Raw genomic sequence first — 20,773 nt, forward strand, 5'->3', positions numbered from 1 at the left:
GAGGTTTTTTTATTGAAAAATAAATTAAATAATTATTTTGTCAGTTTTGCAGTAGGCAAAGATACTGTTCCCGGATCTTTCCACATCCCGTCTTTTTCTGCTCTCTTTTTAATAGACTCTGCCCTTTTATTACTGTCTGGGTGAGAATTGAACATTTTCTCAAAATTAGTCTGTGTACTTCCCTCTGAAAGTAAGGCTAACTTTTTGAAAGCCGTATAAGCCCCTACAACATCGTATTTGTTAGCTTTCATAAAGTCATATGAGTAAGTATCGGCTTCTGATTCCTGTTTTTTGCTGTGCGAAGCATCCAAAAATGCATTTGCCATTTTTCCTACCTGGCTCTCATTAAGAGTAGCTACTGCAGAAGAAGCTGATGACGCTGCATCCAATGCAGCTGCTTTCAGATAAGCAGATTTCATGGCATCTTTTGTATCCTGATTTTTCACGTGCCCTATTTCATGTCCGATAACGGCAAGCAATTCATTGTCTGTCATGATATCCATCAGTGAAGAGAACACACGTACACTTCCGTCTGCACAGGCAAACGCATTGATATCTTTTACTTTGTAAACTTTATAATTCAAATTAAGACCGTCCTGAGACTTGTGTTTTCCAAACAGCTTGTTCAGTCTCACGGTATACGGATCTTTAGGTCCTGCTACGGTATTATTTTTATCCATCCAGTCTACTGATTCTTTGGATAACTTAACCGCATCTTCGTTGGTAAATGTTAAGGCTTTCGCACCATTTGAAACCATTCCGGCAGCTTTCCCGAGGTTGATTTTTTGTGCATTGATCGAATACATAGCCCCAAGTAGCATAAGGCATAGAGTAATTTTTTTCATAGTCATTTAAAATTTGGAGCACGAAGATAGCCTTTTTTTAACAATTATTAAGTCGAAACTTCGTTCCAGTTCTTTCCGGAATGCTATTTTTTTTCCTTATTTTTGTGAAATGAGTCAAAAATGGATTTATAAGCCTGAGCCCGATGAGGAAGTTGTGGACAGACTAAGTTCGTCACTTGGTTTTGGTACTTTTGAATCTAAAATCCTCGTTTTAAGAGGGATTGACAACTATCAAAAGGCCAGAGAATTCTTCAAACCGAACCTTAACGATATACATAATCCGTTTTTAATGGCCGATATGCAAAAGGCTGTAGAGCGTATTGCAACAGCAATTGAAAATGGTGAAAAAATATTGGTATATGGTGACTATGATGTGGACGGAACCACGGCGGTTGCATTGATGTACCTTTATCTCAGCAAGATTGTTGAGAAAAAATATCTGGACTATTATATTCCGGACAGAAATTCTGAAGGATATGGAATTTCTACTGAAGGAATTGATTTTGCCAAAGAAAATGGGTTCTCACTAATCATCGCTCTGGATTGTGGAATAAAGGCCCTTGACATGATCAACTATGCCAGTAATCTGGGTATAGATTTTATTATCTGCGACCATCACCTTCCGGGTGAAGAAATTCCTGATGCTGCGGCTGTACTTGATCCTAAAAGAAATGACTGCCGATATCCTTTCAAAGAACTTTCGGGATGTGGTGTTGGCTTTAAGCTTTGCCAGGGATTAAATACAATTTATAAATTACCGGAAGCAGAATTATTTGAACTGACTGATCTTCTAGCCATTTCTATTGCAGCCGATATTGTTTCCATGACAGGAGAGAACAGAGTGCTGGCTAAAATGGGATTAAAAACCCTTAGAAAGACCAGAAATCTTGGATTAAGATTATTGATTCCTGAGGATAAACTTTCTCATTTTGAAATTTCCAATATTGTTTTTGAAATAGCCCCTAAAATTAATGCAGCCGGAAGAATATCTCATGGTAAAGCAGCCGTAGAGCTTATGGTTTCCGACAATCTGAAACATGCCAATCAGATTGTGAGCGATATCATGAATCTTAACGATGAAAGAAGAGAACTGGATATGAATTCCACTCTTTCTGCATTGAACCAAATTATAGAGTCTCAGCAAGAAACCAAGCATACAACAATCGTTTATCATCCTGAATGGAATAAAGGAGTGATTGGTATTGTAGCTTCCCGACTTATTGAAACTTATTATAAACCCACATTGGTATTTACTGATGGTAATAATGGGGAAATGGTAGCTTCTGCGAGATCTGTTTCTGATTTCGATGTGCATGAAGCTCTTGATATGTGTTCTGAATACTTCCTTAAGTTTGGAGGCCATCACGCGGCGGCAGGACTTTCTATGGAGAAAGATAAGTTTGATGCTTTCAAAGAAAGGTTTGAAAAAATTGTTTCTGAAAAAATTAAAGACCATCAAAAAGAGCCTTCCATTGCTATTGACACTGAAATTACCGTTGATGAAATCAACAGAGAGTTTATCAATTTTCACAGAAAACTGGCTCCATTTGGACCTCACAATATGAAACCTATTTTTACGTTGACTGATCAGAAACTGTCAGGTTATGTGAAAACAATGGGGAAAGATAATAACCATCTGAAATTTTATATCAAGCAGGAATCTACAGGACGAAATATTGAATGCGTAGGATTCAAGCTAGGACCGTTTGTTGAAGATTTTAAAAATAAAAATTTTGACCTTGCTTTTACCCTTGAAGAAAATCACTGGAAGGGCAACGTCACTCATTATTTAAATATTAAGGATGTGAAATTCAGGGATTAGGATTTAGCAATAAGGGAATAGGGAAACGGATATGGGAAACTATAAGGAATTAATTGTCTGGCAAAAATCTGTAGATCTCGTTACAGAAATCTATAAGGCAACTGCCGTTTTTCCAAAAGAAGAACTGTATGGACTTACAAGTCAGATCCGCAGATCCGCAATTTCAATTCCATCTAATATCGCAGAAGGTCATTCCAGAAGATCTACTAATGACTATCTTCAGTTTTTGAAAATTGCAAGAGGCAGCAGTGCCGAATTGGAAACCCAATTGATTATTTCAAAAAATTTAAATTATTTGAATCCTGAAAATTTTCAAATTTTAATCGAAAAAACATCCGAAATATCAAAAATGCTGAATGCAGTAATTACAAAACTTCTAACTCCCTAAGTCCTAATTCCTGCAATCTAACTCCTTATAACAATGAAAAAAATCGGTTTATTTTTCGGTTCATTCAATCCTATTCATATTGGACACCTTATTCTGGCGAATTATATTCTGGAAAATTCTGATATGGATGAGCTTTGGTTTGTAGTGAGCCCACAAAATCCGTTTAAAGACAAAAAATCTTTACTGAATGACCATAACAGATTAGATATGGTACAGCTGGCAGTAAAGAATTACCCGAATATGAGAGCTTCCAATGTGGAATTCTCTCTTCCAAAACCAAGTTACACAATTGATACTCTTACCTATCTTCATGAAAAATACCCGGATTATTCTTTCAGTCTGATTATGGGGGAAGATAATCTGAAGAGCCTTCACAAGTGGAAAAATTCTGATGTACTGATCAAAAATCATCATATCATTGTTTACCCAAGAGTATTTGAAGGAGAAAAGGCTGATTCTGACTATTTACAGCATGAAAATATTTCTCTGATCAAGGCACCGGTTATAGAACTTTCTGCCACTGAAATCCGTACTATGATCAAAAACGGTAAAAATGTAAGACCTATGTTACCTCCTGAGGTTTTTGAATATTTGGATGGTAGTAATTTTTATCAATAAGCAATGAAATTATATTTATTCTTATTCTCTGTTTTTTTGCAAGGCTTTCTATATGCTCAGGAATTAACAACTTTAAAAAGTGACTCTCTTAAAGAATTACAGAAAATTGCTTTGGCCGAAAGGATAATCTATAATAAAAAGCGCTGCAGCGAAGATTCAATCAGAGCTGTAAAAGCTTCGGAAATTCAAAATAAATATTTTATCAATATTGCTGCTCCCGCTGGTGATAAGTTTTTGCCAGGAGAAGAACTCAGAATGATTTTAAAAAAGCATAATATCATTTGGGGCGGAGAATGGATAGGCAGTGATATGGGCGGTTATTCAGGTGAGTGTTATTATTCTGTAATGACTGAATTGACTGAAAAAAAGTTTGGTAAAGATTTTATTGACGGTCTCGTTAAAGAATCTGTAGCTATGTATGTAAAAAAACACCCTGATAAAATCTTTGATAACGATGAGCATTGTGAATGGACTTATAAAGGTAAATATCTCAGTTATACAGATGATAATGATCAGTTAAATAAAGATTTCTTCCATAATTTTATTTATCCGGAAGGTTATGAAAATTACAATCCTTCTTTTCAAAAATACCGTTCAAGTACCTTGGTTACGCTCATATTAGATCAAAAAGGAAAGGTTTTGAAACACCAATTCAGTCATCGTATTTATAATGATCACAATTTGAAATATATTCCTTATTTTGAAAAAGAAATCAAAAAGTTTATAAAATACACTAAATTTGAGCCTGTAAAATACAGTGGATATCCCGTAAAAAGTGAAACATCCTTTCTTATCTACTATAAATAACTATTCATGGACTTCATCGAAAAATTTTTCTCAAAATATTCTCAGGAAAAAATCATCAAATGGTTTAAACAGATTTGTGTTGCAGAAGCTATTTCATGTCTTTTACTGTACTGTGTTGCGATGATCTGGATCCGATATGATGAAAATTTATATTCCATTATCTTCATCAGCGTTATTGGCAGTTTACATGGATTATTTTTTACGCTTTACCTTATACTCTGCCTTCCTGCAAGAAAAATTTATCATTGGGATGATGAAGATTTTGTTTTTGCCTTATTATCTGCATTCTTCCCTTTTGCAACGGTTTGGGTAGATAAAAAGCTAGCCAGATTTGACAGAGAATAAATCATACAATAAAAAAAGGACCTTTTCGGTCCTTTTTATTTTTACGGTTGTTATAAATCCCGTTTTACATGTCCTGTTGCAGTGAAAGTATGATTTCCTGAATTATCGGTATAAGTCCCATTAACTGTGAAATCAATATAGTCTCCTACAGCTCCAAAAGAAGTTATATTTACAACGAGGTTTCCATTATTTGATGTAATAGCACCTCCTGAAAATTCAAACCCATAATTTGAAGTAAAACTTGCAGCAACTCCCAGCATATTATTCTGGATCATAGAAAAAAATGGTCCTGCGGCACTCATTGAATTTATTCTCAATTGTTTAGGTGGCATATTCGGTGATGTAGACGTAAGCCCTGTCCATTGTGCATTGATCAGTCCTAACACATACACCGTAGGCTGATTATCAATCTTATAATTTATAAATTCAGTCAAAGAATTACAAGCCATGATATTTCCCAGATTTACATTATTAGAGGTTGCTGTAAAAGTAATTTCATTGGTTGTCTGAAAATTAACGGTATCAAATCCTTCATACTTAAACTGTGGATTTGGTGTACATGAATAGGTGTTGAAGACAAAACTTCCGTTACTGTCTACCGGAACTGACAAATACTGGAAATAGTTTGTACCTGCTGTTGGTTTCAGTATTACATAACCATCACTCACATTGGCATTAGCACATGTCTTCAGAATCCCTTGAATGGTATAACTAGTAGTTGTAGAAGGATTTATTGTAATATCAGGAATTGTTGTAATAGCTCCGGCCGGGAATGGCCCAACGTTCGAGGTATACAATATATCATTACAAACACCATACACTTTTAAACTAAGAACTTCACCTGCCGGAACAATTCCTGAAACCATTCCTGTATTATCTGTTATTCCGTAAGTTTCATATGCTTGAGAGCTTCTCTTTAAAGTTACTTTAATATTAGGCAAAACCTGCCCTGCTGAATTTTTTACGGTTACTTTCATAGTTGCCTGTTCAAACTGTGCATCACAATTCCACCAGGAAAAATGACTTACTGTTCCTACATAGGTATTTCCAATCTTTGTTGCAGAGCCTTCTTCTTTCCACATTCCGGTGTCTTCATTATAAGACCATAATGGTATTGTGCCTGGTGAGCTGGAAGTTTGTGAGGCATCCACCGGAACGGTGATTTCTGCAGTATGGTTGTTTGCAATCTGAAGATTTTGTCCGGAACTACCTGTTAATTGTACATGCAGCATCCCAAAAGTTTCCATCACTCTGGAATTACCTCCTGAATTGGTTGCCAATAAAGATCCCGGCATTAATTCATTTAGGTATTGATTGGATGGTGCTAAATGAAAGACAGCAACACTCACATTTCCTGAATAAGCATTTCCGTTTGCATCTTTGAAACTTCCGTCAAATTTTACTTTTGTTCCGTTGGGTAATGAAACGGTAGATGTAGAACCAGTGGTAATTGTAGATGTTATTGTTACAGGAATCATCATGATATTCACCCTATTGATTCCGTTGGTAGGTACCAAAACCCGCGATGCATTTACATAACCGGATTTTGTAACTTTTATATGGGCAAAATTTTCTTTTACCGAAGCGTTTTTAAATGTGAAGAAACCTTTAAGATTGGTTGTAACGGTACTTGTTCCTATTGTAACCGTTGCTCCTGATACCGGAAGCCCGTTTGTATCAAGGACTACACCCTGAAAGTTCTTTTGCGCAGTATTCCCAAAATTATAATTGGATGGTGGATTTGTTGTGTTGTCGGATATTTCTGATAAATCTTCATTTTTACATGAAAACATCAATACAAACATCAATAATAAGAGGTAAAATTTTCTCATATGGTATTAATTTTTAGTTTTCACTAAAATAATAATAAAACACAATCATTATTATTTTTTCTGATTTTCCGTCAATTTTTTTTCAATTTTCCATCAATTTCATTTTGTCATGTAACAAAAGTGAGCTTTAAATTGTCTAATTAAGTAACAAAGTCGTTGAAACTTAAAAATTAACATGAAATTTTAGTAACTGATAATCAGTTATTTAAATGACAATTAAAAACATTTTAAGTACTTTGCATTGCATGATACTAAATTTATTATATATCTTTGTAATGTAAAATAACAAACCATACAAGCTATTAATTAAAAAATAATATCATGAAAACTCAAATTCTTATTGCAGCACTATTTTTCGGTGGACTTGTAACTGCCCAGCAGAAAAAAGACAGTTTGAAAGTAAATGCTATTGATGCAGTGAATATCAAGAAGCAGGTTTTCAAAAAACAAGGGGACCGCTTAGTTTACGATGTAGCTTCTTCATCTATTGCTAAAGGGACCAACACCTTTAATCTTCTAAAACAAACTCCAATGATTTCCAGCATTGATGGAAAGACGCTGAAGATTTTGGGAAAAAATGATGCGGTGATCTACATCAACAATAAGAAAACAAATATGGATTCTGAGGCATTGATTGAAATGCTGAAGTCTACACCATCAGAGGATATCCAGAAAATTGAAGTGATTACCGTTCCGGGAAGTGAATTCCAGGTTGAATCCAAAGAAGGTGTAATCAATATTGTGATGAAAAAAAGCAAGAACAACGGTTACAACGGAACGTTGAAAATGCAGAATGAGCAGGCTTATTACAATAATCCTAATGCAGGAGCTTCTTTTAACTTCAGACAAGGAAAGTGGTCTGGTAATTCAAACTTCAGAACAGGAAGCTGGACAGACAGACAAAGATATACGCTCTCAAACGGAGATCCTACTTTCAAAAATGAATCATTTGGGTTTAATGATGATCCTAATAAAAATTTCGGCGGAGGTTTTAACGTAGATTATGAGATCAATAAAAAACACAGTCTGGGATTCTCTTACAATATGAGATACAATAAAAGTTTCAACTCTGTACTGGATATTACCAACTGGCAAAATGGGGTTTTAAATAACAGAACGGTCAATAATGAAGATGCGCAGACCAGAAATCATTCATTCAATTTAAACTATGAAATGAAAACCGATTCTTTGGGAAGCAGGCTTACCTCAAACGTTTCTTACCTATGGTTCAACAGAGATAAAGTAAGTTTTAATGAGAGTTTTCCTTTAACTAATGATACGATCAACAAGTATTCAGCGCTTCATCAATCAGTACCTCAGATTATTAACAATTATGCCGCAAACATTGACTATCTGAAAAAAACGGCTAAAGGCGCAACATGGTTAATGGGAATCAGCTACAACCATACGAATACAGACAATGATACCCAGCAGGATAAACTGAAAAACGGAGAGTTTATCATAGATCCCAACCAAACCAATCACTTCATCTATAAAGAAAATATACTGGGGATTTATCTGAACTATGAACGTAAACTGACTGAAAAAATCTCAGGAAAAATAGGAGCGCGTTATGAAATGACCAGAAGTACCGGAGATATTGTAGACAAAACAGGATTTGAAAGAAATTACAACAACCTTCTGCCTTATCTGAATTTAAATTATGCCATCAATTCTGATCATAATTTGAGCTATACATTTTCCAGCAGAATCAGAAGACCGAGATTCTGGGAGCTGAATCCTTCGAGAACGTATTTTACCCCAACCAATTATACACAGAACAATCCATTTATACTGGCCTCCAAATATTATAATCAGGAGCTCAATTATATGTACAAAAATGCATTCTATGCCAATCTTAGTTTCAATATGGTAGAAGATGCCGCAGCATCAGACCTGCTCCCATTACAGGGAACGGTAACGGCTCCTAAAAAAGATTCTCAGGGGAAAATCATAAAGGATATCAAAGGAAATCCAATTATGGAAACCACCAGATTCTTAAGATACATCAGAACCAATTACGGAAAGAACAGAGAAATTGCTTTAACTCTCGGGATGAACAAATCATGGTTTAAAGACATATGGACTACCAACTATTCTGTGAACTTAGGGTATGTTACTTATACAGGCGGAGTATGGGAAGATCCTACTTCTATGCCGGCTCCTGGAGAAACGGAAGTTGTAGATCCTTATATCATTGACGTTAAAAACTATAATATGTCTGTAACGATCAATAATATCATCAGACTTTCATCCAAAAAAGACTGGTTCTTAGGAGTGAATTACTTCTTTGCAAGCCAGACTGCAATGGAAGGAGGAATGATAGGAGCAAGACAAAGCTTCGATTTTAGTCTGAAAAAAATTGTAGGAGACTGGACTATCGTAGCAGAAGTAAGCGACCTATTTAACCAAAGCTTTTACAGGGTGAGAGGAGTACAGCCAAATGGAAAATATAATAATATAACCAACTTCAACTATCCAAGGCTAATGAGCATCGGAGTTACATACAATTTTGGAAATCAGAAACTGAAAAAAGCAAGGGAAATGAAATCGGCTAATGATGCTGTAAAATCAAGAACCTAATCTATAAAACTTATATCACTAAACCACTCTTAAATAAAACAAACATGAAACGTATAATTTTGTCAATGGCCATCGTATTCGGTACTTGTGCATTTGCCCAGGAGAAGAAATCTGATACGGCAAAAACAAAAAATATAGAAGGTATTACCATTACAAAACAGGTCTTCAAAAAACAAAGTGACCGTTTTGTATATGATGTAGCAGCATCACCTGTGGCTAAAGGAAATACCACTTTTGACCTTCTGAAGCAGACTCCTCTGTTATCTTCAACAGATGATAAAACATTGAAAATTGCGGGAAAAAATAATGCCCTGATCTATATCAACGGAAGAAAAAGCAATATGGATTCTGAGTCTCTGGCTCAGTTTCTGAAAAATACTCCGGCAGAAAACATCCAGAAAATTGAAGTAATTACCGTTCCGGGAAGTGAATTCCAGGTGGAATCTTCGGATGGAATCATCAACATTGTTTTAAAGAAAAAAATGAGTGATGGTCTTAGCGGAAACATGAGAATGTCTAATACCACCAATAAATACAACGGAAGCCAGGCCAGCTTCTCAGCCAATTACCGAAAAGGTAAACTGGGTGTGAGCGCTAACCTTAGCGGTGGTGAAAATATAGAGGCACAAACCTACACTTTAAGAAACGGAACTGCCAAGACATCTAACGAATCTACGGGAGATATTGATGATCCGAACAAAAATATTGGAGGTTATCTGAATATTGATTATCAGCTCAATGATAAAAGTAACTTAGCTTTATCATGGAATACCTGGGCCAATAAAAGCTATAATTCAACGGTAGGTTTATTTAATACCATAAAAAAAGAAAATGCTGAAAAACCAGAATACACCTGGTCCAAAAACAGAGAGGATGCAAGATCTTATAACAATTCGGTGAATCTAAATTATGAATTAAAAACAGATTCATTAGGCAGCAAACTGAATGTAAATGCGGCTTACCTTAACTATAGAAGATTTCAGTTCACGGATAACCAAACCTTCGCTTCGGATATCAACAGAGGTGTAGGGGAAAGAACAAGACAAGTTCTTCAGGACCTTCCACAGATCATTAATAATTTCTCCGGAATGGTAGATTATATTCAAAAGTTTAAAAATGATCTGACCATTTCTGTAGGAGGAAATTATAACAAAACCAAAACAGACAACGATTCTAAAAACATAACGTATTCTTTTGATCCCGTAGAAGCTCCGAATTCAAGACCCAATCATTTTATCTATGATGAAAACATCTACGGTATGTATGTAACCGTGGAGAAAAAGATCTCAGATAAAATTTCCGGAAAAGTAGGAGCAAGATATGAGATCACCAACAGTCTTGGAACGTCTGATAATGCTCCTACAGACGAACTTAAAAGGATTGAAAGAAATTACAACAATATCCTTCCTTATCTGAGTTTCAACTACGCCATTAATGATAAAAACAATATTTCTTACTCCTTTTCAAGCAGGATGAGAAGGCCGAGCTTCTGGGAAATCAATCCGGTAAGAAACATTCTTACAGATGATAATTATACTCAAAACAACCCATTTGTAAAGGCTTCATCTACCTATAATCAGGAGCTTACATACATGTACAAAAATTCATACTTCCTGATTTTAAACCATTCTTACATTCAGGATGCTATTACACAGGTTCCGCTGCAGGGTTATCCGGTATCACCTGATGGTAAAGTAGGAGAAAATCCTGTTCTTAGATATATAAGAACCAATTTCGGAAATAAACAGGAAATGTCTGCTATGGTGGGAATTCAGAAATCATTCTTTAAACAATACTGGACCACCAACTTTAATATTGGAGTACAGCATAACATCAATAACGGAAGCCTTGATACAGATCCTACAACAGGAGACCGATTCAGAAATGAGGATGGTAAAGATATAGTATACACAAATAAAACAAATTCTACCAGTCTTTTGATTCAGACCAACAACACGATCCGTCTTGATAAAAAGAAAACATGGTTCTTTGGTGTTAATTATTTCTTCGTTGACAAACAGCAAATCGAACTTGGACTCCTTAAAGGTTTAATGAGCTTAGACCTCAGCCTTAAGAAAATGTGGAACGACTGGACTTTTGCTGTGAATGTGAATGATGTCCTGAATACCAACATCGTTAAAATTGAAGACTTCCAGGAGAACGGAAATTACAATTACATCCACCAAAACCGTTACAACAGAAGCTTTACGGTAAGTCTTACCTACAATTTCGGAAACCAGAAAGTGAAAAAGGTACGAGACATCGAAGGCGCATCAGATGCTATCAAAAGCAGAACAAGATAAAAATTATCTTTCTTCATATTCAATTATTCTTACAGTATCCGCTGATTCTTTTCAGCGGATTTTTTTATATTTAATAGATAATTCTGACAAAAAATAACACGTTCTGATGATTCAAAACGTGTTATTCATTTATAATTTAATTGTATTTATTCAGATTTTGCAACAGCTGTTCTTTCTGAAACCCCATTGGCATTGAAAGCTTCAATCTGGAAATAGTATGCATCTGTTCTGTCTGCTCCTGTAAAGAAATATTCATTTTTTCCGTATACCATAATGCTTCCATACAGTTTATCAGGAGACTTTCCGAAATAGATTACATAACCGTCTGCATCGGGATTCTGCTGCCATTTCATCCAAATACTTCTTCTTTCACCATATTTCTTTGGATCAGCTCTTAAAGGAACAAAACCTTCCACTTTAGCAGGTTGCTTCCCTGCTCCTTTTCCAAACACTCTGAAACCGCTCAATGCAAATTTTCCTGTAGGCATTTTAAGATTTTCCATTTTAAGAAAACGGGCTTTTGCAGGCTGCTCTAATTCTACGTAATCGTGAGGAACATCTTTCGTGTTTTTGCTTTTATCCACAATCACATTCCATTTCTTCCCATCATTGGAACCATAGATTTTATATTGGTGCATTTTTCCTAAGGTTTTCCCCATAAACTCTGCATCCTGATCTGCATAATTGATCTGAATGGCATTGATGGTAGAAACTTCTCCAAGATCTGTCTGGAACCACTCTCCGGAATTTCCCGTTTTGGCACTCCAGTAAGTTTTGATATCCTCATCTACGGCATAGTTGGGCTGATAACCTCCCAAAGTAGATGAAACCTGAACCGGTTTATTATAATTCAACAGCATCCATCCTGCAAAAAGGCCTTTTGTAAAATCTTTTCCTTGCGCATACTGCGGAAGGTATGTTGGATAATCACCATATGCCGTATTACAATACATTACATCGTCCTTATCAAAACCTGCCGGCCAGATTCCCAGTCTTCTTTCAAAATTATTTTTAGTGGAAATAAATATGGTGGAAATGTGCCACCAGTTTTTATAATTATCTTCAAAGGTAGCTCCGTGGCCTGCTCCTCTGGCAAAACCTCCCGGTTTATAAGAAAATGGATTATGCTGTTGATATTCAAAACCTTCCAAAGGACTTTTGCTTACATATACTCCATCCGAATATCCGCTGAATTCTGTTGCCGGAGCACCATACTGCATATAATATTTTCCGTTATGTTTTGTCATCCAGGCCCCTTCTACAAAAGGCTGAAGAAAAACATTATCATTGTATTCCCCGAAACGTTCCCATCCATGGTCTTCAGGTTTTAATTTAATAATCGGTTTCACAAAACCTTCGGACTGAAGATTTTTCACTTTCACTTCTGTTCCCAGCAATGGCCATTCGTTACTTGAGCCCCAATACAGGTACAATTTATTTTTGTCTTCATCATAATGGAATGCAGGATCCCACGCTCCTACTTTTAAAGTATCTACCGCAATTTTCCAGTCATCTTTGGTGGGGTTTGTACTTTTCCAGATCGGGAAATCCTGTTCCCAGGTAGATCCATAAACGTACAGGGTATCTTTCATAGCCCAGACCGCCGGAGCATTAAGATCATGGGTATATTTATTATCTCTTAAAAATTTCCTTTTCACAAACTTCCAATCCAGCATGTCATCACTGTACCAGTACCCTTCCTGATTGGTAGAAAAAAGAAACAGTTTATTCTTAAAATTAACAATCACGGGATCTGCCGTAGCACGGTGTTTCCCTTGTTTTGAAAAAACTTCAAAAGGAGTATAACCATAATCAATATTGATGGGATTACAGAATGTCTTCTGCTGCGCTCCTACAATGATTCCGAGAAAAATTGCTAATGACAGAAAGTATTGTCTCATTTTTAGATTTTAAGATTATCGCAAAGTTAGCTAACTTTTTTTGGTTTTCTCCAAATAAAGCCATCCAGAAGATAATGGGTAAGCTGCGGAACAACCAATAGCGGAACAAGAAACTGAAATAATTTTTCAGAAACAATCACATTCAAGGAAAAATGCTCATTCCAAACCAGCGTTTCCCACAAAAATTCTTCCAGAAAGGCGAACAATAAAATGACACCGATAAATAGAAATATTCCCGAAAAAGATTTAAAAATCTGCATTCCATTCAACTTACTATTTTCCTTTTGCTGTATTTCCCGGATATAAATCAAAGCGATATAAGGAATTCCGTGAGAAACTACATTCAGAAAAGTAAAAAGAAGATCATTGTTGAAGTACACTATACCAAAATACCAAGAAAGAAAAGTTCCGGTGATCAGAGCCGTTTTAGGAATATTAATTCTTTTTGTTTTAAAAGTTTCAAAAACAGTTTTAATAATCCAAATGATCAGAATTGTAAAATAGATTATGGTAATTAAAGGAACGTAATCCGGAAGATTTTGAAGCCAGTCAAATTCATTGTTAACGAACCAGGTAAAGGCGCGAGGTGTCCTGAACCAATATAACATAGGATAAATTGTTGCAGAATAAACGGCAATCTCATCTATTTTCTTGCTCCAGTTATTCGGTTCAAAGCGCGCATAAATCCTCATGAAACCGTATTGCTGGCGTATAAAATGGAAAACGGCAACCAAAGCCAGTACCGACCAGAATGTCAGATTTCCGAATTGAAACAGAATGATTCCCAAAATCCAACTTACAGCAGGAATTCCGAGATAAAGCAGTTTATTTTTTTGGATCTCTCCTTTTACAAAATAGGTTTTAAACAATGTAGAATAAACATGGGCCACATCTACAAAAACTATAAGAAACAACCATGTGTAAAAAGAATAATGATTTTCCAGCCCCTGAATCTGTTTCTGAAAAAGAAAGATAATCAACAATACCACAAAAGGTGGTGATAAAATAAACCACCAGTCTGTTTTTGCATTATGTATCCAGGGTTGTTTCATATAGCAATTTTATATCATTTTTTCAGCGGTCCGGATTCCCTGATAGAATGCTTCTTCAAAAATAGATATTCCTGAAAGATCAGAATGGGCAAAGAAAATTTTCCCCTCTACAGGTGCTTTTGCTATCCTGGTTTCTTCTCCAAAAATCTGGTTGGGAACAGGAGCAATCATGGCATGTCCTATTTTGTGAAACTGCATTTCCAGAATAAAATCTTCTATCAAAGGGTGGGCTTTCTTAAGATCATTTAAAACTAAATCTTTCAGTTCAGCATCCTTCATGGCGTAGAGCTTTTTTCTTGCTTTTTTACAGTCTCCGGTTGAAAAGCTCTTATAATGGGTAATTACTTTTTCACCCATAATCTGGTTCAAATTCTGATGCTGATCAAAGATATAGCCCAATCCCGAAGATCCATAAATCACATTATCCCAGGCCAGCTCTTCATCCCCTCCGAATTCATTCTTCAGCGTAATTGTTGTTAAAAGCCAAGGAACATAATTGAATGAAATCGCTTTTTGATGATTGAAAATTCTTTCATTCACAAACTGTGGTGATGCAAACAGTACTTTATCTGCAATAATCTTTTTGGTTTTCTTTTGGGTATTATCAAAACTCAGTACCTCAACTTTATCATTGATTTTCACATCAAAAACCAGATTTTCAGACATATGTTTTCCCTCTGTGTATTTTGAAAAGTGTTTGGCAAGTCTTGCATTTCCTTCCGGCCATGTGAAGACCTGATCTTTATATTTCGTGCTCCAGTTGTTCTTTCTACCTGCGAAATAATGAATTCCTGCCCATGCCGAAACGTAGTCTATACCCAATCCGAAATCGTCTCTGCAGGAGTAATCCAGGAGCCAGAGAAGTTCTTCAGAGTGATAGTTATTTTCTTTGAGCCAATCTTTAAAAATGATTTTTTCAAGCTTTAAAACCTCATCTTCTCTGCTGGAATCATGTACCGGAATAGCGAACCAATATTTTCCATGAGCATCTTTCTTCAGACGAAATTCATCCATCAACTTAAAAAAGTGGTTAAGCTCCTGCTGGGTTTCTGCTGAAACTCCTCTTTGAGGAACAATATCGTTCTGCCAGGAGTTTTTATAGAACAGTCTTTCCTGTTGTGGAAAAGTCATTTGGTATTCATCAAGAATAGGTTCTCCATTCTCTTCAGTTCCCAGGCAGATTTCACATTCTTTCAGAAAGTCTATAATTTCTGTATTTTCTTTGTTTGGTAATGGTAAATAGTGAGCTCCTAACGGAAATTTTGAAAATGAATTTTGTCCGTTGGAAGAATTTCCTCCCAGATGATTTTCCATTTCAAGGAGAAGATAATCCTGTTCATTATTCTGGCTGAAGAATCTGCATGCCGAAAGTCCGGAAATTCCACCACCTACGATAAGATATTTGGTGTGGATAACTTCTGAAAATTGTGGAAAATCTTTTGCCCACAACTTATGCCCGAGAACATGGTTGGTCCCGGTGATCTTCAGCAGCAATGATTTTACTTTCTTTCTGCAATACTGCAAAAAAGGAAGCATAAGGCTACCTAAAAATATAGTTTTAAGAAAATCCTTTCTACTGTACTTTCCCCCACTCTTCATCGAAATAACGGACTAGTATCTGGTTATCCAGACGGTTAACTTCTACGTCTTTCACTTTCATATCTTTACTGAAATAAGACATCTGTGAAAAGTTATAATCATAATATTTTAACCCAGGCAGCTTTCTGTAAATCCTGTTGTTGATGGGTTCAAATGAAGCCATAGAAAACCCCCATTCTCCAAAAGACGGAACATAGGTATGATATGCTGCTGTGAAAGGAAAAATCTGATTGATTGTTTTTTCAATGCACCAGAAAGATTTCGGGGCAAAATACGGAGAGGTGGTCTGAACCACAATTTTGGTATCAAGGGTAGTCAGCTTCTCCAGTTCTTTATAAAATTGCAGCGAATATAGCTTTCCTAAGCTGTAGTTGGACGGATCCGGAAAGTCTATGATAATGACATCAAACTTCTTTTTGCTGTCTTTTACCCAAATGTAAGCGTCTTTATTGATGACTTCCACTTTAGGATTAGAAAAAGAGCTTTGATTCAACCTGCGCATGGTTTCGTTGGTCTTGAAAAACTGAGTCATTTCTCCATCAAGATCCACAAGTGTTACTTTTTTAACGTCTTTGTATTTTAATACTTCTCTTGCAGCAAAACCATCACCACCTCCGAGAATCAGAATCTTATCAATATTTTTTGCCATAGACATCGCCGGATGTACTAAAGCTTCGTGATAGCGGTATTCATCGGTGGAAGAAAACTGCAGGTTGTTATTTAAATACAGACGGAATTCGTGAGTATTTCTCGTTAAAACAATTCTTTGATAGGGTGAACTTTTAGTATAGACTACATTTTCACCGTATAGTTTTTCTTCAGAATAAGATAAAATCGTATCTGAGAAAAAGAAAAGTCCTAGCAGAAACGCAAATGCGGTAATAGATTTTACTTTCAGTGATAAAGGTTTTGATAATTCCTTTGTAAGGTAATAACAAAGAAATATCGCAATAGAGATATTAATTAACCCAAAAAACAAAGGTGTTTTTACAATTCCCAGTTTTGGAATTAAAACCAACGGAAAGAGAATCGAAGCCAATAAAGCCCCGATATAATCGAATGCAAAGACGTTTGAAACTAAATCTTTAAACTGCACTCTGTCTTTCAGAATGTTCATCAGGAGCGGTATTTCCACTCCAACGAGACATCCGGTGAAGAAGACAAAAAGGTAGAGAACGCTTTCAAAGTGTGCGAGTGTATTAAACAAAATAAACAGCACCACAGAGCTGATTCCACCTACAATTCCCACCAGGATCTCGATCTCAATGAATTTATCAATAAGATTTCCTTTGATGAATTTCGCAAGATAGGAACCTACTCCCATTGAAAAGAGATACACCCCGATAATGAAAGAAAACTGCTTTACAGAGTCTCCTAAAAGATAGCTCGCCAGGGCTCCGGCCACCAGCTCATAAATCAATCCACATGTAGCAATGACGAATACTGAAAACAATAAAAGCAGCTCAAGAGGAATCCTCTTCTTATCCATGAATTGCCGCGCTTATAATCATTGAAATTCCGATGATAAATGCTCCAAAGACAATAGCCAGGGCTATATTTTTATTCTGAGCGATCTCATGCCATGTTTTCTCCGGTGTAAGTTTTTCGATGATGAAATAACATACAAGAAGGATTGCGATTCCTAAGAATGAGTAAAGAACCGAGTTTAATATGGGTAAGAAATTGATGTTGTCCATAGTTTTTATATTTTTATTTGTGATAGTATCTGTAAAATCCTACTCTGGAATGGCTTCTGGTAGTTCCGTCACGGTATGTTTCCGTTTTGGCACAGTCACATACCTGATTTCCCTGGTAAGTAAGGTACACAAACCAGGTCATGAAAAGTCCTCCGATCAGACAGAGAATCCAGTTTTGTCTTATGTAATTTAATATTTTGCTCATCATGATGTAGCATAAGGGGTATTTGAACTGTTTTTCCATTTATTGACATTAAAGAAATGTCTTCCTATCCACATAGCCACAAAGAGCGCAACCATTATGAATAAAATAAATCCGAAGTTCCAGAATGAAACGGGAAGCCAGGTTGCCTTGATTTTAACATCGTTATTGGATGCAATAACATCTGTTGTAAGTCTTAGCCCTTCAGCATTGATCAGAGAGTCTATTTTTGAAGTTCCAAAAGATGCTTTCACCAGTTTACCCAATTCTGTTGTATCTTTTTCTAAAGTCTTTCCATCTATGAAAGTGGTAGATTGTGCTTTATAAATATCTGTAACATCTAGAATTCCTGACTTATCTCTGGAGATCAATACTTTTGAATCTGGTGACTGAAGACCTGAAAATGCAGGTAATAAAGCCCCTTCTTTTTCGGCTGAAATAAGAAAATGATATTTCCCTGAGCTTACCCCGCAAAGATTAAAGTTTTCAGACTGGCTTCCTTCCGACCAGCTTTCACCATCTTCGTAACCGTGGTATTGTTCGATATCTTTTGAAGTATATACAACTTCGTTGGTATTCTCATTCACAAGGCTTAGCTGAACATTGGCCCACGAATTATCCACTGCTGAAAAAGCATTGACTTTTAATGGTGCTGAGCCTCCTGATAGGGTAAAACTTTTACTGACTAGTTCTTTATCTTTTATGTCGGCAAAATTTATTGACTGTTCAAAAACAGTCTCATTCGTTCTTGAGGTATAGACATATAGCTGAAACAGACATATCATTAATGCTGCTATACAAAAAATGTTTACAGCCTGTTTAATATCAAAATAATACGGCTGTACGATTCCTACTCCTGTATAATAGGGCATATGAGCTATTTTAAAAGCCCTTTTGATATCATATTTTGAAATGTGGACTCCATAGAAGTATTGATTTTTTTTACCTACCTTCTCTTGTGAGATCATACGGGTTCCATTGACGTATTCTTTGTAAGTAGCAATACTGAAATCCAGATGTTCATCAAAAAATCCAGCTGCCGCATCGATACTGCATGGGGTATTTTCATACCAGCGATAAGTTCTTCCCACATAACTTGCCAATTTAGAACTTTTACTTTTAAAATCATCGGGGTGCATTGAAAGCAGGAAAACCCAATGCCCATCACTTTCACTCAGGAAAGCATCATTTCCTTTACTATCTTTTAAAGAATATTCCCTCCAGAAAATACTGTTTCCGTATTTTCTGACAGTAATTGCAACGACCGTATATTCTACACCTTCAATTTTTCCTTTTTGCCCAACGTCTAACACAACGTTTTCGGTTGGCACTTTCAAATGTTTAATTTGTTTGTTTCCGGCTGCATCAATGAGATGGGAACAGGTTTTACAAACATATTCTTCAACAGGAAAGGTGAGATCTAATTTATTTTCTGATTCGCATGCTGGGCAGACATAGTGCATTTTTATCTGTAAATTTTGTGTTTCTGAATGGTATTAGCTTTAAAATACTGAACCACTTCATCTGCAATCTGCTCTACTTTTGTGGTATTGTCCTGTGTATAATTACAAAGAAAGACATCAAAAGTAAGCTGTTTAAATTCCGGCCACGTATGGATACAAAGGTGAGACTCTTTCAGTATTACTGCGGAAGTAAAACTATCGTTTTCAAAAATATGATTGGTAACTCCTACAATTTCTACATCTTTTGTTTTCAGAATTTCTTCTGTAAACGCCAGAAAACCTTTGCTGTCTAATAACAAATCTTCTGACTCTGTTTCCAAAGTCAGAAGAATATGTAAACCTTTACTTGATAATGGGTTCAATTAATTTTTTCGTAAATATATTATTTTTTTGGAAGAAAAACCTCAGCAAGCATACATCTTGCGCTTCCTCCACCATTTACTTCAATGGTATTCAGGTCTGAATAGATAATTTCGCAGTATTTTTCAATCGCAGCTACCTGTTCAGAAGATAAAGACTGATAAGCTGTCTGGCTCATCACCAGGAATTTCTCACCTTCTTTGTTCTGAACCTGAAGCATATTTCCTGCAAACTGCTGCATCTGGTCTTCTGAAATTTCGATGATTTCTTTACCGGAACCTTTAATGGTTTCTATTACTTTTTCTCTTTCCAGTTCATCATCAATACAGTCCAGACAGATTACTACAAACTGATCTGCCACACACATCATTACATTGGTGTGATAGATAGGAAGTCTTTCTGTTCCAACTGTCTGGAAAGAATGGAAAACAACGGGGGTGAATTCGTATTTTGAACAGAATTCTCTGAACAGTTTTTCATCCAGTCTCAAAGAAACAGAACCGTAAGCAATTTTATTATCATGATCGAAAATCATACTTCCCGTCCCCTCCAGAAAATGTCCCTGAGTTTCAGGAAAAGACCAGTCATCAATTTCTGCAACTTCAAAGCCCTGATCTTTGATACTTTCAATAATATCTTCTCTTCTTTCTACTCTTCTGTTGGAAGCGAACATCGGATATAAAACCAGCTTCCCGTCTTTATGGAAACTCACCCAGTTATTCGGGAAAATAGAATCCGGAGTATGAGGATCCAGTGTGTCCTTTATGGTGATCACATTGATTCCTTTTCCTCTCAGTTTTCCGACAAAGGTATTGAACTCTGCCAAGGCTTTTGACTGGATATCCGATCCTGTCTGTTCTACCTGAAAGTAATTATTTTTTGCTGTTTCAGCGTTGTAACCGAATGCAATCGGCTCTATCATTAATACTGTATCTGTTGTTTGCATTTTTTTATAA

The 20,773-nt window shown here is 36.1% G+C and carries 18 protein-coding genes; 7 read left to right on the top strand and 11 right to left on the bottom strand.

The genetic code is table 11. From position 1 onward, the window contains the following. Positions 1 to 32 precede the first annotated feature (32 nt). Positions 33 to 845 carry a M48 family metallopeptidase gene (locus tag SFA27_RS20605; protein ID WP_264518721.1) on the bottom strand — a complete coding sequence of 271 codons (813 nt, stop codon included), beginning with the start codon at positions 843 to 845 and terminating at the stop codon, positions 33 to 35. Between the two features lie 109 nt (positions 846 to 954). Here SFA27_RS20605 and recJ point away from each other — a divergent pair, with 109 nt between their 5' ends. The 5 genes from recJ to SFA27_RS20630 are packed head-to-tail and all read left to right on the top strand — an operon-like array spanning position 955 to position 4,825. Next, on the top strand, positions 955 to 2,667 hold the full coding sequence (gene recJ / locus SFA27_RS20610; RefSeq protein WP_047376613.1) for a single-stranded-DNA-specific exonuclease RecJ: 1,713 nt from the start codon (positions 955 to 957) through the stop codon (positions 2,665 to 2,667). A 31-nt stretch (positions 2,668 to 2,698) separates the two neighbouring features. Further along, positions 2,699 to 3,055, top strand: a complete 357-nt coding sequence (locus tag SFA27_RS20615) for a four helix bundle protein (RefSeq protein ID WP_407294595.1) — start codon at positions 2,699 to 2,701, stop codon at positions 3,053 to 3,055. 33 nt (positions 3,056 to 3,088) lie between these two features. After that, the gene (gene nadD, locus SFA27_RS20620) at positions 3,089 to 3,673 is read left to right on the top strand and encodes a nicotinate (nicotinamide) nucleotide adenylyltransferase (RefSeq protein ID WP_047376611.1); all 585 of its coding nucleotides are present in this window, start codon (positions 3,089 to 3,091) and stop codon (positions 3,671 to 3,673) included. Positions 3,674 to 3,676: 3 nt separating this feature from the next. After that, entirely contained in the window at positions 3,677 to 4,480 is an 804-nt protein-coding gene (locus tag SFA27_RS20625; protein WP_407294597.1) for a hypothetical protein, read from the top strand. A 6-nt stretch (positions 4,481 to 4,486) separates the two neighbouring features. Then, complete coding sequence (locus SFA27_RS20630; protein ID WP_047376609.1) at positions 4,487 to 4,825, top strand: DUF3817 domain-containing protein; 339 nt, start codon at positions 4,487 to 4,489, stop codon at positions 4,823 to 4,825. Positions 4,826 to 4,875: 50 nt separating this feature from the next. On the opposite strand, the gene SFA27_RS20635 is transcribed toward SFA27_RS20630, so the two are convergent. Continuing rightward, positions 4,876 to 6,657 carry a carboxypeptidase-like regulatory domain-containing protein gene (locus SFA27_RS20635; RefSeq protein WP_407294600.1) on the bottom strand — a complete coding sequence of 594 codons (1,782 nt, stop codon included), beginning with the start codon at positions 6,655 to 6,657 and terminating at the stop codon, positions 4,876 to 4,878. A gap of 321 nt (positions 6,658 to 6,978) precedes the next feature. Between SFA27_RS20635 and SFA27_RS20640 the strand changes: the two genes are divergently transcribed. Together SFA27_RS20640 and SFA27_RS20645 are read left to right on the top strand one after the other, a co-directional pair. After that, complete coding sequence (locus tag SFA27_RS20640) at positions 6,979 to 9,240, top strand: outer membrane beta-barrel family protein (RefSeq protein ID WP_047376607.1); 2,262 nt, start codon at positions 6,979 to 6,981, stop codon at positions 9,238 to 9,240. 44 nt (positions 9,241 to 9,284) lie between these two features. Further along, positions 9,285 to 11,543, top strand: coding sequence for a TonB-dependent receptor domain-containing protein (locus SFA27_RS20645; RefSeq protein WP_407294602.1), 2,259 nt, complete (start codon positions 9,285 to 9,287; stop codon positions 11,541 to 11,543). A 146-nt stretch (positions 11,544 to 11,689) separates the two neighbouring features. On the opposite strand, the gene SFA27_RS20650 is transcribed toward SFA27_RS20645, so the two are convergent. From SFA27_RS20650 to ctlX, 9 genes are all read right to left on the bottom strand, one after another. Next, on the bottom strand, positions 11,690 to 13,444 hold the full coding sequence (locus SFA27_RS20650; protein ID WP_407294604.1) for a discoidin domain-containing protein: 1,755 nt from the start codon (positions 13,442 to 13,444) through the stop codon (positions 11,690 to 11,692). Positions 13,445 to 13,470: 26 nt separating this feature from the next. Further along, positions 13,471 to 14,496, bottom strand: coding sequence for a hypothetical protein (locus SFA27_RS20655; RefSeq protein WP_047376604.1), 1,026 nt, complete (start codon positions 14,494 to 14,496; stop codon positions 13,471 to 13,473). A gap of 9 nt (positions 14,497 to 14,505) precedes the next feature. Then, a complete protein-coding gene (locus SFA27_RS20660; RefSeq protein WP_407294606.1) occupies positions 14,506 to 16,032 on the bottom strand; it encodes an NAD(P)-binding protein in 1,527 nt (508 codons plus the stop codon). 37 nt (positions 16,033 to 16,069) lie between these two features. Next, positions 16,070 to 17,584 carry a polyamine aminopropyltransferase gene (locus SFA27_RS20665; RefSeq protein ID WP_407294608.1) on the bottom strand — a complete coding sequence of 505 codons (1,515 nt, stop codon included), beginning with the start codon at positions 17,582 to 17,584 and terminating at the stop codon, positions 16,070 to 16,072. Continuing rightward, positions 17,577 to 17,792: a DUF350 domain-containing protein gene (locus SFA27_RS20670; protein WP_045491052.1), complete on the bottom strand. Its 216-nt coding sequence runs from the start codon at positions 17,790 to 17,792 to the stop codon at positions 17,577 to 17,579. Before SFA27_RS20670 ends, SFA27_RS20665 begins: the two co-directional genes overlap by 8 nt. A gap of 13 nt (positions 17,793 to 17,805) precedes the next feature. Next, on the bottom strand, positions 17,806 to 18,000 hold the full coding sequence (locus SFA27_RS20675) for a hypothetical protein (protein ID WP_047376601.1): 195 nt from the start codon (positions 17,998 to 18,000) through the stop codon (positions 17,806 to 17,808). Next, positions 17,997 to 19,325 (bottom strand): DUF4178 domain-containing protein, encoded by a 1,329-nt coding sequence (locus tag SFA27_RS20680; protein WP_407294610.1) that lies wholly within the window; start codon positions 19,323 to 19,325, stop codon positions 17,997 to 17,999. Before SFA27_RS20680 ends, SFA27_RS20675 begins: the two co-directional genes overlap by 4 nt. A gap of 134 nt (positions 19,326 to 19,459) precedes the next feature. Further along, positions 19,460 to 19,819, bottom strand: a complete 360-nt coding sequence (locus SFA27_RS20685; RefSeq protein WP_223598563.1) for an S-adenosylmethionine decarboxylase family protein — start codon at positions 19,817 to 19,819, stop codon at positions 19,460 to 19,462. A 20-nt stretch (positions 19,820 to 19,839) separates the two neighbouring features. After that, the gene (gene ctlX / locus SFA27_RS20690; protein WP_407294612.1) at positions 19,840 to 20,763 is read right to left on the bottom strand and encodes a citrulline utilization hydrolase CtlX; all 924 of its coding nucleotides are present in this window, start codon (positions 20,761 to 20,763) and stop codon (positions 19,840 to 19,842) included. Positions 20,764 to 20,773: the final 10 nt, after the last annotated feature.

This window comes from Chryseobacterium sp. HR92 (genome assembly GCF_045689405.1).
Taxonomy (GTDB): domain Bacteria; phylum Bacteroidota; class Bacteroidia; order Flavobacteriales; family Weeksellaceae; genus Chryseobacterium; species Chryseobacterium viscerum_A.